This is a genomic window from Rhodobacter sp. P2_H5 (genome assembly GCF_056403335.1).
The window spans coordinates 17,738-32,946 of record NZ_JBFUFS010000013.1 but is presented as its reverse complement, the minus strand read 5'-3'; the positions used below and the strand labels follow the sequence as shown (position 1 = coordinate 32,946).

Here is a 15,209-nt window from a genome sequence, read left to right as displayed (position 1 = left end):
GGGTCGGGATGGCAGGGGGTGGTGCGGGGCCGGGGGCGCGTCTGGGGCAGGGCCAGGTCAGACCAGCGCTTCGATCCGGGTTTGCGGAAACTGGGACAGGGCCGCCAGGATCGACGCGCGATCGGGCATCAGGCAGGCGGCGGTGGACAGCGCATCCGCCAGCGCCGCCGTGGGCGCGCTGATCGAAACCRAGGTCCATGTCGGGGTYGCWGGCAGGCCGGTCACSGGGTGCAGGATATGTCCGACCTTGCCTTGCGCGTCAAAAACGGTCCCCAGCGGCGCCGAGGTCGCCAGGGCGCGCGAGGCAAGTCCCGTCTCGCCCCCGCTGGCCAGCTTGACCGGCCAGTCCCGACCGCCGGGCATTTGGCCGAGGGCGCGGAACTCTCCGGTGTTGATCAGGATATCGGTCAGCCCCGCCGCGGCGAGCATCTCGGCCACCTTGTCGGCGATGAAGCCTTGCGCCACGCCGTTGAGCGTCAGCGCCATGCCGGCGGGCATCTCTACCGCCGCACTGTCCCAGCTGATGCGGTGCAGCCCGACCTTGGGCAAGAGCGCCGCGATCTGCTCCGGGCGCGGCGCGTCCCCCGCCGCAAAGGCTGCGGCGTAAAGCTGCCAGAGGGGTTGAACCGTCGGGTCGAACCTTCCGCCCGTCGCGGCACCGACGCGCGCGCAAAGCGTCAGACACTCCAGCAATTCAAAGGGCGGCGCATCCAGCCGGCCCGCCGCGTTCAACTGCGACAGGGCGGAGTCGGCGCGGTACAGGCTGAAGATGGCCTCCAGCCGCGCGATCTCGGCCACGGCGCGGGCGATGATGGCGGGGGCGTCGGGGTGATCCAGATAGATCGCGGCCCCGGCGCCAAGGGCGGTGCCATGCCACTGGGTGATCTGCGCCGCGCGTGCCGGGAAGGACAAGGGCAGGGCGGCCACAGCCGAAAGGGTCAGAAAGCGGCGCCGGGAAAGTGGGCGAGGGGTCAGGAGGCGGGGGGGCAGGATGGGCATGTCAGCCTCCGGTCGGGGAAAGGGCGCGCAGGCGCGCGGCGATGTCGGCGTCGGTCTCGGTATCGCCGGGGGCGGTGCCGGGCGTCAGGGCGGTCTGCGGGATCTGGGCCAGCGTCATCACCTGGCCGCCATGGCTGGCGGCGAAAGCCCGGGCCTTGGCGGGGTCGCTGAAGGGCACGAACTCCGGCGCGTCCATGCCGCCCCTGGCGTCGGAGCCCACGACATAGACCGCCTTCTCCGCGGCCAGCCAGTTGGTGGCGCCGGGGGACTGCCAGCTGGGCGCCGCGCCCATGTCGCTGACATAGGTGGCGGTCACGGTGTCGATCTGCTCKGGCATCCKSAGRTAGGCCACGGCATCCTTGACCTGRCTGAAGAACAGGGGCYTGCCGGGATAGGTSGCSAGGTGGATCTGCGCCTTGGGGCCGGGATGGCCCAGCAGGTCCATCTGGCARAAATAGCCGGTCGTATCGGCGGTCATCGCCACCGGCAGCGGGACCGGCGCCTCGTCCTTGCAGGCSGCCAGCAGCAGGAGGATCAGGGCRAGGCGCTTCATGGGGTCACCCTGCGGAAGGCTGCGGTGGCAAGACCCAGCGCCGCGACCGGCCACAGGGCGATGGAGGTGAGCGAGGCCCAGACCGGGATCGTGCTCGCCGCCCCTGCCACGCCGGCCGCCGCCGCCGTCGCCTGCGAGGCGGCCAGATTGAACAGCCGGAACGCGTCGGCCGGATTGGCCAGCAGGGCGACCGGAAAGACCCTGGTGCTGAAAAGGCCGCCATTGTCGGCCACGATGGCCGCGAGCAACCCCAGATCGTAGAGTACGATCATCCCCAGCCACAGCCCGATCGCCAGCCCCGCCGCCCCGGAGGGCCTGCGGGCAAGGGCCGAGGCCGCGTAACCCATGCCAAGGAAGGTGGCCCCCAACAGAACCGATGACCACATCAGCCGCCACAGCACGGCCAGCCCGGCCACCGCCGAAGCGTCCACCGCCAGCGCGGCCAGGGCTGCGATGCCATAGCCCACGGCCACGGCAAGGGTCAGGATCGCCAGATGGGCCAGAAGCTTGCCCAGAAGGATTTCCGGGCGCGAGACGGGATAGGTCAGCAGCAGGGGCAGGGTGCCTCGCTCCACCTCGCCGGCGATCGCGTCAAAGGACATGAGGAGCGCGACGAGCGGCACCAGATAGACCGCAAGGCTGGTCAGGCTGGCCACGACGACCGACAGGCGGTCCGCCCCGATGCTGCCGGTGGCAGAGGACCCGGCGGCCGAAAGCACCAGCGAGAACAGCGCCATCATCGCGATGGACATCGCAACCCAGCGATTGCGCAGGGCGATGCGGAACTCGGTCCGGGCGGTGGCAAGGATGCGGTTCATTGCCCGGCCCTCTTGCTGAAATGGCTGTAGATGTCCTCCAGCGAAGGCGGCTGCACGTCGATATCCGCGACACTGTCTCCCAGGGCGGAGATCCGGGCCAGAAGCCCCAGCTTTTCCTCCTGCCTCCCGGTCAGGGTCAGCACCCCTGCGGCACGCGTCGCCTCCGGCAGGGCGAGGGCAACCTCGGCCTCGGCGCCCGGGCGCGGGGTGACGTGGAAGGCCACCGGCAGCGCCGCGCGCCGGCGCAGGTCGGAGAGGCTGCCCTCGGCCACCAGAACCCCGCCCGACAGGATCAGGATGCGGTCGGTGCGCGCCTCCACCTCGGTCAGSGCRTGCGAGGACAACAGGATCGAGGCGCCCTCGGCSGCCAGCCCGTCCAGCAGTTCGTAGAAATCGCGGCGCGACACCGGGTCRAGGCCRGAGGTCGGYTCGTCCAGCACCAGCAACMTGGGCTTGCCGATCAGSGTTTGCGCCAGRCCSACGCGCTGSCGCATGCCTTTGGAATAGGTGCCGATGCGGCGCCGGGCGGCAGGGCCGAGGCCGACACGTTCCAGCAAGCCAAGGGCAAGGCTCGATTTCTGTCCGCGCAGGGCAAGGTAGTGCTGCATCTGCTCCAGCCCGGTCAGGGCGGGATGGAAGGCGGCATTCTCGGGCAGATAAGCCACGCGCGCGCGGGCCAGCGCCGAGCCGGGGGCGGCGCCGGTGACCTGCAACGTGCCGGAATCGTAGGGGATCAGGCCAAGGATGATCTTCATCATGGTGGATTTGCCGGCGCCGTTATGGCCAAGCAGAGCCACCCGCTCGCCGGGGGCGATGGTCAGGGAAACCTCGGACAGGGCGCGCTGGCCACCGTAGGTCTTAGTCAGACATTGCAGCGTCAGATGAGGCGTCATGGCTTGGKTCTTTCAGCCAGCGGTCGGCCACAAGGGCCTCCATCGCGGCAATCTTGGCAGGRATTTCGAKGGCGGGGGCGGTCACCAGCGGATGGCTGTCGACSACGCCACCGGGCAGGATGGCAGGGAAGGAGGACTGGCTCCACCGGATCAGCTGCACGGCGGGCGAGCCCATCAGCAGTGCGGCGGCGGGTTGCGACCACAGGATGGAATCCATCAGGTCATTGGGGCGGAAGGGACTGTCGGCATAGCCGTCGCCGTTCAGGTCGAACACCGGATGGTCGGACCAGAAATTGCCGCGGCCCTGAAAGCTCCATTCGATCATGCGGGTGCCGACGTATTTGACCTGCGTCCGGTTGCCGATGAAGGCGTTGCCGGTCATGGCATTGCCTTCGGAGCCCGCGGTGAAGTGGATGCCGATGTCGCAACCCTCGAAGCGGTTGCCGACGAACAGGTTCTTGTTGGCGTCATAGATGAAAGTGCATTTGGCCGCCCCTTTCACCAGATTGCCCGAGAAGTCGGAATAGTTCGAAGCGTTGATCATCAGCCCGTGGTCGCGGTCGCCCAGCGACATGTTGCCGGTGACCTTCACATGGTTGGAGAACATGATGGCAAAGCCAAGATGGTTGCCGATCGAGATGTTGTCGGACACCTCGCTGTCGCGCGTGTACATGTAATGGATGGCAAAACGCAGATCGCGGAACAGGTTGCCCCGGTAGATGTCGTGGCTCGAGGTGTTCGAGAAGATCCCGTCGCGGCCCCAGCGGATGTCGTTGCCCTCCACGATCAGGCCCGGCGCGTGCCAGACATAGACCCCGTTGCCGCGCTGGTTGAGGCGATCGGTGCGGCGCCCCTCGATGACATTGTTGCGCACCACGCAGTCGATGCCGCCATGCACGTCGACGCCGTGCATGTTGTCGGTCAGAAAGTTGCCCTCGACCACGTTGCGGTCGGCCCCTTTGAGGATCCTGACGCCGGAATCGATGTCCTCGTTGCGGTCGCCAGAGCGGGTGATCGCAAGCCCTTTYAGCGTGATRTCGTCGCCGGTCAGGGTGACGACACTGCCAACCCCCTGGCCGTCGAGGATGGCGCCCGGCTGGCCCTGCACCGTCAGCGAATGGTCGATCACGAAGGGCCCGGGATAGATGCCCGCCGCCAGYAGCAGCACATCGCCGGGCTGCGAGCYGGCGATGGCGCGTTGCAGGCTGCCTGTCCCCGGCGCCACGCGCACCTCCTCGGCCGGCGCGGGCAGCGCCAGCAGAACAAGGGCAAGGCTCAGGGACAGGCGCAGGCGCATCTCAGGTCGCCTTCGGTTCGACAAGCATCCGGCCGCGCATTTCCATGTGCAGCGCATGGCAGAACCACTGGCAATAGTACCAGTGCACCCCGGGCTGGGTTGCGATGAAGGTCACCGAAGAAGTGGCTTGCGGCCCGATCTCCATCGCGATGCCGTGGTTGCCCAGGGTGAAGCCATGGGTCAGATCGTCGATGTCATCGAGGTTGGTGACACAGATCGTCACCTCGTCGCCCTGCTTCACGGTGAAGCTCTCCAGGCTGAAGTTCGGCGCCTGGGACGACATGTAGACCCGCACCTTGTTGCCGTCGCGGATCACCGAGTCCTGGTAATCGTCCAGATTGACGCCATCCGCCTCGGCCTGCTTGCGGGTTTCGGCCCACATGCGGTCCTGCCTGTCCCAGACCGACAGCGGGTTCAGCTTCGAGGCATGGACGGCGATCGCGTCATGCGGCTCGGCAAAGTTCGGGCCGTCGTGGATGACCTTCATCCTGTCGCCGGAGATATCGATCAGCTGATCGTTTTCCGGCTTGAGCGGCCCCACGTTGATGAAGCGGTCCTTGGAGAATTTGCACAGGCAGACCAGCCACTTGCCATCCGCCTCCAGCGTCTCGCCCATCGAGGTTTTCAGGTGGCCGGGCTGGTATTGCACATCCACCTTGTCCAGGATCGGATCGACCTTCTCCCCGGCATAGGCCCTGATCGCCGTGGCGATGTTCCATTTCACCACCTGGCTGTCGAGGAACAGCGAGGTGAAGGCGTTGCCCTTGCCGTCAAAGGCGGTGTGCAGCGGGCCAAGACCCAGCTCAGGCTCGGCCACGACGACCGAGCGCGGGTCGGCGTCCGAGGTGAAGAGCGTGTCCAGCCTGGTGACATCAATCACCGTGACGGTGGGCGACAGCTTGCCCGCGATGCACAGGTGAACCTTGTCGGGCGCCATGTTGCAGCCATGCGGGTTGTTGGCGACCGGGATGTAGCGGGTGTAGTTCTTGTTCGACCCCTTGCGACCGTCCAGAACCTTGCAACCGTTGTATTCGGTGAAGTCCCCCGCCGCGATGCCCTTTTCGATCTCGGCAATGTTGAAGATCACGACATGGTCCATCTCGGCCGCGGTCATGTCGGCCTGCGTCATCCCCATTTCCGAGTTGTAGGAGGTGGAGAAGGCCCATTTGCCCTCGTAATCCGCATCGGTGTTGTCGAGGTTGCCCGASACCTGGACCTGCCAGGCCACGCGGAAGCTTTCGGTGTCCACGGCGGTGAAGATGTTGGTGTAGGTCGACGCATCGTTCATCGTCGAGCCGTCGTTCTTCAGCGGCGTCTCGTCCTCGCCGTTGCAGAAGAGATAGGTCGATTTCGGCCATTTCTGAGGCCGCATGCCGTGGATGCCGCGGGCGTTCGGGATCTCCAGCACCTTGTCGGTCTTCATCACGTCGCAGCGGATGCGGGCGACGCGGGTGTTGGCCTTGTCGTTGCCGAACAGGTACTTGCCGTCATATTTGCCCTCGGTGAAGGACATGTGGACGTGGTGCAGGTCGCCGTTATCATGCACGACCTGATTGTTGGCGGCGAGGTAGGCCCTGGTCTCCTCGGTCATCGTCTCGTTCAGGATGCGGCGGCTTTCGTTGGTGCGGCCCCAGCCGGTGGCCGAGCAGCGGTTGAACACCGGCACCCGCATCAGTTCGCGCATCGAGGGGATGCCAAGGATGCGCATCTCGCCCGACTGGCCCGAGGACCAGAAGCCGTAGTATTCGTCCAGCTGGCCGGGTGCGACCTGGAAGGAAGCCTCCTCGGCCCGGGCCGCGGTTGCGGCTGCGGTCATGCCCGTGGCTCCGGCCAGCAGGGCCAGACGCGAGGCGCCAAGCCCGCCCAGCAGCGCAGCACCGCCCGCGGTGGCCCCGAATAGTCCCCGCCGGCTCAGTCCGGGTTTTTCGCTCTCAGACATTTTTCGGTCCTTTCAGATTGGGATGGTTGATAAGGTCGCCAGGCCTCCGCGCGGACATCTCGACCGCGCCCACCGCGCCGCGCCGCTTGACCTGGCGGATGACGACCGGGCATTTGGTCTTGCTTTGGTAAAGCACCTGGCAATTCAGGCAGTTSACGCATTCGTTGGGATTGATCTCTCCGGTCGGATGGATGGCCTGCACCGGGCATTCGTTGGCGCAGGTCTGACAGGGCGCGCCGCATTCGTGGTAGCGCTTGAGCCAGTCGAACATCCGCATCCGCGCCGGGATCGCCAGCGCCGCCCCCAAGGGGCAGAGGTAGCGGCAGTAGAAGCGTTCGACGAAAAGACCAGCCGCCAGAAGGGCCGCGACATAGGCCACGAAGGGCCAGGCGCGGACGAATTTCAGAACGATGGCGGTCTTGAACGGCTCGATCTCGGCATATTGCTCGGCCTGGTCGATCGACATCAGCGACACGCCGAACAGCCCGAGGAAGATCATGTATTTCAGCGGCCAGAGGCGCTCATGCAGGCCCCAGGGCAGGGTCCATTGCGGGATGTGGCAGGCACGGGCGATCTTGTTGGTGATCTCCTGCAGCGCGCCAAAGGGGCAGAGCCAGCCGCAATAGGCGCCCCGTCCCCAGAAGATCAGGGCGGCGGCCAGCGAGAACCACAGGATGAAGGTCAGCGGGTCCAGAAGGAAGGCCTGCCAGCTGAAGCCGGTCACCAGGGCGCCAAACAGCGCCATCAGGTTGACCACCGACAGCTGCGCATTGGCATACCAGCCCAGAAACACCAGGGTGACGGTCAGGAACCCCATGCGGAACCAGAAGAAGGCGCGCGCCTTGCGGGTGGCGAGGCCCTGAAAGAAGAAGACCAGCGTCAGCACGGCCAGCATCACGGCAAGGCCCGCGATCTCCCCCTTCTTGTCCAGCCAGATCTTCCGCCACAGCGCGCTTTGCGCGGCGCTTTCGTCCTGGGTCGCTGCCGCACCCTCCGCCGTTGCCGCCTGGGTCGAGGTGGCCGCCGGGGCGGCAATCGTGCGCAAATAGTGGGGCGGCAGCTGGTAGGCGAGGTCGAAGGTGATGAAATCCTTCTCGATCGCGGCGACCTGGCGCTGCACCAGAAGCTGGATGCGGAAGGGCTTGGTGGGATCGAACCCCGACGCGGCCGGAATGCGGAACAGGTCGGTTTCGCTGAATTCCGGCGCTCCACTGGCCGCAATCGCGGCCAGCCGCTTGTGGTCGCGGTCATGGAAGCGGACCGAGACGTCATCCTGCACCAGCACGATGCGGTCAAAGATGCCGCCGCGCACATAGCCCGACCCCTTGAAGGAGAAGATCCCCTTGCCCACGATCATCACGGCCTGATCGCCGGGTTGCAGCCAGGCCGTCAGGTTGGCCTGATCCTGCGCGCTTAGCAGCGCCTGGCCGATGGCAGGCACCGAAACCAGGGCCACCTGCAGTTCGATGAAGACGCTGTCGGGCGGCGCGGTCTCTGGCCTGGCGGTGGCGCGCGGGTCGTTCAGGGCGGCGAAGGCGGCGTTGACCTGGCCCACGTCCAGCGACAGGCGGCGCAGGGTGCCGTCACCCTCCAGCGCCAGCCAATCCGCCGGGGCGGTGGCGGCGGGGTCGATCTCGACCGTGGGGCCGGCCACGACCTCTGGCGTCAACCCGCCAAGCCCGAGGGCTCGCGCGACCTTCAGGCCCGATCGCAGGATGCTGTCATCCAGCACCATCACCGTGACCGTGGCGCCCGAGATGATGTTCATCTCGTGCTTGCCGCCGGTCTTGGCCATCGCAACCAGGTCCATGCCGACATAGCTCGCCGCCAGCGCCTTGACCTTGGCCTCGGGGATGCCGATCAGCACGATGGGTTCCGCGTGCTTGACCAGCTTGACGCCGGTGATCTTGCCGGTCGGGTCGACCGCGACCAGCGTGTGGATCGGCTTGCCCGAATAGCCCGTCGTCCCCACGAAATCCGAGGTCAGGAAGACCCAGCCGATCTGCTGGCCCCCCTTCAGCACCGGCGCCACCGCCAGATCGCCACGGATCGGCCCGAAGCCATCGGCGCCGGCCACCAGCTCGGCCGCGGCGACCGTCGGCAGGTATTTGGCCAGAACGCTCTCGGCCAAAACCGGCAGGGCCAGGAAGACCATGGCCACAAGGCCAAGCCAAAAGCGGGTCAGAAGCGGGTGCAGAACGTGTTTCATGCCTCTTCTATGCCTGAGAGGCTGGCAGTCGCCCTTGATTTAGGTCAACTAAAATATCCTTTTTATGTGCAACAGCTGCCCCCCACCGATTGCACAGGCTGCCATGTGATTCCGGCCATTCCCAAGCGATCCGTTTGGACAGAGAATGTGGCCCGAGACAGCAAGAGAAGGGTCTGCCCATGCACCTGACGAAATTCAGCGACTATGCGCTGCGCGTCCTGATGATCGCCGCAGCCCGCGGCGAGGCGCGTCTGACGATCGAGGACACCGCCGAGATTTTCGGGATATCGCATGGGCATCTGAAGAAAGTCGTGCTGAAGCTGACTCGGGCTGGCTTTCTGCAGGGCATCAAGGGCAGGACCGGCGGCTACCAGCTGGCGCGCAAGCCCGAGGACATCAACCTCGGCGCCGTGCTGCGGGTCACCGAAACCGACTTTGGCGTGTTCGAATGCTTTCAGGACCACAAGGCCTGCCCGATCGCCGGGCCCTGCCGCCTGCCCGCCGTGGGGCGCAAGGCAATCGCGGGGTTTCTGGCGGCCTTCGATCAGGTGACGCTGGCCGATGTGACACTGCCGATGTCATCGTTCCGCCCCGCCCCGCCCCCCGCCCCGCCTCCCGCCCCGCCTCCCGCTCAGCCCGCCGTCGTCTGACCCGGGGACAAAACCCTCCCGCAGGCCCGTCCCCGACCCGTTTGCAAGACGTCCGGGGCGTCAGTCCGGCCCTTCCGGGCAGCCCAGCAAGGGCGTCTGACAGCTCGCACCCAGATCAATGGCAAACCGCGGCGCGGCGAAAGACCCAGGACGCCGAACCGCCGGCACTCTTCGCAGGAGTTGGGGGGAAGGGGAGGTGGGATGTCCCGCCTCAGGCCTCGACCTCGCGGCGACGCTGGTCGGAGGCAGCCAGACGGTGGATCGGGCCGGATGCCATCACCACCTGCGGGCGAAAACCGTTTGCCTTTCAGGTATTTACTTCCTAACCTCACAGCATTCCCCACCATCCGGCGCAAGCGATTTCACCGAGGATTTTCGCAGAGAGCTTTTTCGGAGTTTGCATGTCTGTCCTTTACACCTACGGCGCCACGATCACCGCGAGCATCGCAGAGTTCCAAAGCTATTCCGCCATCCGCTATTCGCCCACTGACAGCACAACGCCCGTCTCCCTGGTGGTAACCGGCGCCGGCTGGATTGATCTCTCCAAAATTCTTGGCCCTCAGGCCGCCCAAATTCAGTCTGGCGAGGGCGTCTACCTGATCACTGCGGGCAGCGGCAATGACGTGATGGTGGGGTCATCAGATTATGACTACCTGCGCGGAGTTGATGGCGACGACAGGCTTTATGGCGGTGACTTTGGGGACATCTTGTCGGGCGACCTGGGCAACGACCTGCTTTACGGCGGCGCAGGCAATGACACGCTGGACGACAGGGATGGGTCCAACCGGCTGTTCGGTGGCGCGGGCAATGATGTGATAGGCGCCGGTTACGAGATCGGCCCCCTGCGCGGCACCTCGACGATCTACGGTGGAGAGGGCAATGACCGCATCCTCCTTTCGCAAAGCTATACTTCCTTGGACCACATTTTCGGCGGGATGGGTCAGGACACCCTGTCCTTCACCTCCACGCCGTTCTCGGCCCACGGTTTTGTCGTAGGGCCAGGCCACGACATCGAGGTCTTTGCGGGGGTTCTCTACGGGGCATCCGACACGGCGGCGGATGTCTATGATTTCAGCAGCGCCGTGGTCGACCATATCTACATTTCCGCCGGGGGTGGCGACGATCTGATCCGCTTTGGCCGCGGTTATGGCTCGGCCGCCGGCGGCGATGGTGACGATACGATCTATGGCGCGCGCGGCGGGGGTCAGATCGCCGGTGGAGCCGGCCGGGATCTGATCTACGGCGGCGCGGGCAACGAGACCTTCCTCATGAGCTCCGGCGATATCCTCGCAGATACGATTTACGGCGGTGGCGGCCATGACACCCTTGAAATCGCCGGCAGCGAGACCATCCTGACCGGCTTCGACTTCAGCCGGCTTGGCCCCTGGTCCGAGATCTGGATGAACGGGCGCTACCTGGGCGATGAGAACGGCAACCTGATGGATGCCTCGGCCGCGCACAGCGTAGGCGACGAGCTTTGGATTCTGGGGAATGGCGGCAATGACACCCTCACAGGCTCGCGCTATGACCATAACGCGCTGAACGGCGGTGACGGCGACGACGTGCTGACGGGGGGACGCAGCGACGATTTCTTCTGGGGCGGTTCCGGCGCCGACCGGATGGAGGGGCGCCGCGGCGAGGACATCTATTACGTGGACAATTCCCGCGACGTGATCATCGAAACGGCGACGGGCGGCTATGACTTCGTCAAGATCTCGACGCGGTTCTATCGCCTGTCGGCCAATGTCGAGGATTGGAGCGTGATCGGCGACCAGGACAGCACGCTCATCGGCAATGATGGCCGGGAATATGTCACCCTGCTGTCCGGCACCGGGTCTGACCTGATCTATCTGGACGGCGGCAACGACACCCTGATGAGCGATGCAAGGCTGGGAGACGGGTTGGTGGCCTATGGCGGGCTCGGGGATGACCGGATGCTCGCGAACCTGTCGGCGGCCACCCTTTATGGCGGTGGAGGCAACGATTCCCTGCAGGGCGGCCTGCACGACAGCCTGCTGTTCGGCGGCGATGGCGATGACACGATCAGTGGCGGCGGTGGCAACGATGTGCTGCGCGGCGGGGCCGGCAACGACTATTTCGTACCAAGCAGAGGGGATGATTTCTACTTTCTCGATGCCGGCGACATTCTCGACTTTGGCAGCTCTGGCGACCGCGGAATCGACACCGTCCAGGCCAATTTCCGCAGCTGGACGATGGTCAATGGGATCGACAAGTTCATATCGACCGCCACCGGCGCCGTCAGCATCACCGGCAACGACGAGGCCAACCGGATCGAGACCACGAAATATGCCGATACGATCATCGGCGGTTCGCATGACACGATGGTGGGCGGGGCTGGCAACGATTTCTACTTCGTCAACGGCGGCGGCATCAGGGTCATCGAAAAGGCGCATGGCGGCTACGACCATGTCGTGGTGTTCGGCCCGGGCTACAAGATGGACCCGAATGTCGAGTGGCTGACCTTCGACGACTGGGCGCGGCCCGGCCCGCGCGTCGATGTCCTGGCCGGCAATGCGCTGAGCAACCTGATCGAGATCGGGAGCAGCGGGTTCCTCATCAAGCTCGATGCCGGCGCCGGCAACGACACCATACAGAGCGGCGCGGGCGAGATCGAGATCACCGGCGGCGCGGGGGCGGATGTTTTCAGGTTTGTCGATCTCTATGCCGATCAGTTTCACGTCACCTTCCACGATTTCACCACGGGAAGCGACAAGATCGTCCTGCAGGGCAAGTACTTCGGGTTGGGCGACCGGGGCCAGCTCGAGTCCCGCCTGTTTCACCTCGGCGCCAGCACGGCGAATGGCTTCGTCTATGACAAGGAGACGGGTCTGCTGTCCTTCAACTTCCCCGGAAATGACCCGGCCTACAGTTTTTCCATCGCCTGGTTGAGCGATCACGCCACGCTGTCGGCCTCCGACTTTCTGATCGTCTGACCGGGAGGCCGCCCGGACGAAGATCGCCCGCACCCTGAAGCCGCGCGTGCCGGTTGGTGCGCATGAACTGCACCGCCTCCTTGCAAAATCCATCGGTTCTGCCGGTGGCCACGGTTCCTCTCCTGCGTTGCTGATCACGCGATCGCAGGAGCGGCGCCAAACCTTCGCAGGTCCGGCCGGATGCTGCGCCCGGTTCGCGCCGATGGGGTGCCTGCGGCGCAGCGCCCGCGATCTGGCCGGGATAAAGACTTGACAGCGGGGCCGTCGCTGCGCTCATCAATTGGCATGAACTCCGGGCGGCGCAATCCCAGGCTACTGCGAAACCTCCAGTGCTTTGAGGCGATGGCCCGGCATGGCGCGATGCTGGGCGCTTCGCGCGAACGTGGCGTCACCGCCAGCGCGGTCAGCCACCCGTTGCGCGACCTGACGCGGTCGGTGGGCGAGGATCTCTTCGGGCGCACGGGACGCAGCATCACGCTGACCGAGGCCGGGGTGGCGCTGGCGGCGAAACTCGACGGCGTCTTCGATGTGCTGAAGCTTGTGGGCAATGTGCAGGCGCGGTTGCGGATCGCGGCCTGCTCGGCCTTCGGGCCGGGCTGGATGGCGCCGCGACTGCGTGCCTTTCGGGCAGCGCATCCCCAGATCGACGTCGAGCTGCGCCTTTACGCCCAGAACCCCGAGCAGACCCAGGACTGGCAGATCTACGCGGGGCTGGATCTGGAGGCGGCGGCCCGTGGCGGCTGGGTCCGCTGCAACGATTATGTTCTGGCGCTGAGCCACGCGCGCGCCGGACTTGGCGTCGCGCTGGTCCCTGACTTTCTGGCCAAAGAGCACTTGGCCAAAGAGCATCGGGCCGAAGGCAAGCTGCGCCGCCGGCACCCCTTGGCCCCGCCGTCCTGGCGCATCTACCGGCTCTGCATCAAAAAGGCGAGGTCCGCGGAGGACCCGATCCGCCGGTTGACCGGCTGGCTGCGGCACGAGACGGTTGGCCTGCGCACCCCCGGCTGACTCAGGCCGCAACCATGAGATGAGTTTAGCTCAACTCGCGTCCCAAATATTCAGTTGCCGCCGGGGAATAGACCACTAACCTTGAATCATCCGGCCTTGAACCATCCGGGCACAAGAACCGGAACCCGAAGTCACCCTGCACGGCCGGCATGGTGGCTCCGGTAGCGGCCGGACGGTTCTGGTTCCGACCCATTGAGCCCCCGCGAAATGAGCCTTTCTTGCCGGGCAAAGGAGATTTTTTTATGGCCGACTACTGCCCTTCCAGATCCGATGACCTGATACCCCCATTTGGAGAGCCCCACTTCGGCCTGCGCGAGCATCGTTTCCTGCGCCATGTGACCCTTGAGCGTGCTGCCCCTTCGGGGTCGTGGCCGGGCGGCGGAGGCCGGGTCGCCCCTCGTCCCGGTCTCCGTCGGTTTCTTGAGGTTGCGCTGCTTGGAATGCTGTTCGCTGCAGCCTGGCTCTGCACCCTGACCCAAGCCCATGCGCAGGACGAAACCCGCGTCTTGGCCGTGCATTTCCCGCCCGGTGCCACAGGCACGACGATCAGCGCCAGCATCAAGGGACGGCAGTCCATCTCCTACACGATCGGCGCGCAGGCGGGGCAGGAGATGACCGTCCGCCTGACCTCGCCCAACGATGCCGCCTATTTCAACCTCTACGCCCCCGGGCGCGGCCCCGGCGACGAAGCCCTGGCCAACAGCGAGATGTCGGGCACCGAGATGGTCCCCGAGATCAACCGCTTTTCCGGCGTCTTGTCGGCGTCGGGCACCTATACGGTGAATGTCTACCTCAACCGCGCCGCCGCACGGCGCGGCGAGGGGGCTGCCTTCGCGCTGGAGATTTCGGTTTCGGCGCTGGGCACCCCCTCTGCCCCCGTTCAGGGCGACTTCGCCGACGGGTTGGAAGGCGGGCCCGATTATTTCGAGGTGGTGACCTCGGGCGCAGGAATGCTCAACCTGCGCAAAAGCCCCAGCGCGGCTGCGGCCACCGTGACCCGGCTGGCCGGTGGCACCCAGGTCAGGAACCTTGGCTGCCGGATGAACGAGGGGCGGCGCTGGTGCCATGTGGCGACCCTGGCCGACCCGGGAGACGAAGGCTGGGCCGCCGGGGACTTCCTGCGCGAGGGGTCCGGCGCCGCACAGCCGCCGCCCGCCGAAAACGTCGATGCCAAGGTCGCGGGCACCGATTTCAACGCCACCGGCTTCCTGCAATGCGCCCGCACCGCGGCCGCCGCCATGGGCTCCTGCGCCTTCGGCGTGAACCGCAATGGCGATGGCAGCGGCACGATCACCGTGACCTGGCCCGATGGCGCCACGCGCATCATCGGTTTTGAAAACAACCGCCCCAGCTGGTTCGACAAGAGCCAGGCCGATGCTGGCCGCGAACTCGCGGTCACGCAGGACAATGACATGTTCCTCGTCACCATTGGAGAGGAGCGTTTCCAGTTTCCCTCGGTCGTCATGGAGGGCGACTGACCCCCGAAGCCACCCCGAAACGCAACATAAGGATCGTACCCGAAATGAACCGTAAACTTCTCCCGGTCGTGATGCTTTCCGCGCTTGCCCTCGCGGGCTGCGAGATGGAGGACGACGGCGGAACCTCCGCCAGCACGGCGATGCGGACCGGCAGTGCCGCCGACGAACAGGCCTGCCTCAGCGCCGTGGCCAGAGAGACCGGCAATTCGGTCAGCGTGATGAGCTCGGAATTCTCGCAGGCCAATACCATCGTCATGGTCGGCGTCGGGGCGCAGCGGGCGCCTTGGAAGTGCCTAGTCAGCGGCGGCAAGGTCGCCGAGGTCACCTCGATGACCAACGAAGGCAGCATGTAGGACGACCCCGCCGGCGGCGCGGTGCCACCGGGGCATCCCGCCGCAGGGCGGGGTGGTG

Annotated in this window: 12 protein-coding genes; 5 read left to right on the top strand and 7 right to left on the bottom strand. The window is 65.8% G+C overall.

The genetic code is table 11. From position 1 onward, the window contains the following. Positions 1-57: 57 nt before the first annotated feature. Genes AC1DVR_RS16625 through AC1DVR_RS16595 form a run of 7 tightly spaced genes read right to left on the bottom strand, consistent with a single transcriptional unit; the run spans position 58 to position 8,708 of the window. Entirely contained in the window at positions 58-999 is a 942-nt protein-coding gene (locus AC1DVR_RS16625) for an FAD:protein FMN transferase (protein ID WP_478001719.1), read from the bottom strand. A 1-nt stretch (position 1,000) separates the two neighbouring features. Beyond that, entirely contained in the window at positions 1,001-1,552 is a 552-nt protein-coding gene (locus AC1DVR_RS16620) for a nitrous oxide reductase accessory protein NosL (protein ID WP_478001718.1), read from the bottom strand. After that, on the bottom strand, positions 1,549-2,370 hold the full coding sequence (locus AC1DVR_RS16615; protein WP_478001717.1) for an ABC transporter permease: 822 nt from the start codon (positions 2,368-2,370) through the stop codon (positions 1,549-1,551). The genes AC1DVR_RS16620 and AC1DVR_RS16615 overlap by 4 nt, the downstream gene beginning before the upstream one ends. Beyond that, positions 2,367-3,263, bottom strand: a complete 897-nt coding sequence (locus AC1DVR_RS16610; protein ID WP_478001716.1) for an ABC transporter ATP-binding protein — start codon at positions 3,261-3,263, stop codon at positions 2,367-2,369. The genes AC1DVR_RS16615 and AC1DVR_RS16610 overlap by 4 nt, the downstream gene beginning before the upstream one ends. Further along, positions 3,229-4,560: a nitrous oxide reductase family maturation protein NosD gene (locus AC1DVR_RS16605; protein WP_478001715.1), complete on the bottom strand. Its 1,332-nt coding sequence runs from the start codon at positions 4,558-4,560 to the stop codon at positions 3,229-3,231. The genes AC1DVR_RS16610 and AC1DVR_RS16605 overlap by 35 nt, the downstream gene beginning before the upstream one ends. 1 nt (position 4,561) lies before the next feature. After that, a complete protein-coding gene (nosZ, locus tag AC1DVR_RS16600) occupies positions 4,562-6,499 on the bottom strand; it encodes a TAT-dependent nitrous-oxide reductase (RefSeq protein WP_478001714.1) in 1,938 nt (645 codons plus the stop codon). Continuing rightward, positions 6,492-8,708, bottom strand: a complete 2,217-nt coding sequence (locus AC1DVR_RS16595) for a 4Fe-4S binding protein (RefSeq protein ID WP_478001713.1) — start codon at positions 8,706-8,708, stop codon at positions 6,492-6,494. The genes nosZ and AC1DVR_RS16595 overlap by 8 nt, the downstream gene beginning before the upstream one ends. A 179-nt stretch (positions 8,709-8,887) precedes the next feature. Here AC1DVR_RS16595 and AC1DVR_RS16590 point away from each other — a divergent pair, with 179 nt between their 5' ends. The 5 genes from AC1DVR_RS16590 (at position 8,888) to AC1DVR_RS16570 (ending at position 15,151) form a co-directional block, all read left to right on the top strand. Then, positions 8,888-9,358 (top strand): RrF2 family transcriptional regulator, encoded by a 471-nt coding sequence (locus AC1DVR_RS16590; protein ID WP_478001712.1) that lies wholly within the window; start codon positions 8,888-8,890, stop codon positions 9,356-9,358. 401 nt (positions 9,359-9,759) lie between these two features. Continuing rightward, positions 9,760-12,312: a calcium-binding protein gene (locus tag AC1DVR_RS16585; RefSeq protein ID WP_478001711.1), complete on the top strand. Its 2,553-nt coding sequence runs from the start codon at positions 9,760-9,762 to the stop codon at positions 12,310-12,312. A gap of 180 nt (positions 12,313-12,492) precedes the next feature. Further along, a complete protein-coding gene (locus AC1DVR_RS16580) occupies positions 12,493-13,320 on the top strand; it encodes a LysR family transcriptional regulator (protein ID WP_478001710.1) in 828 nt (275 codons plus the stop codon). Between the two features lie 440 nt (positions 13,321-13,760). Next, the gene (locus AC1DVR_RS16575) at positions 13,761-14,798 is read left to right on the top strand and encodes an SH3 domain-containing protein (RefSeq protein ID WP_478001709.1); all 1,038 of its coding nucleotides are present in this window, start codon (positions 13,761-13,763) and stop codon (positions 14,796-14,798) included. 44 nt (positions 14,799-14,842) lie between these two features. Further along, entirely contained in the window at positions 14,843-15,151 is a 309-nt protein-coding gene (locus AC1DVR_RS16570) for a hypothetical protein (protein WP_478001708.1), read from the top strand. The last annotated feature ends 58 nt before the right edge of the window (positions 15,152-15,209 follow it).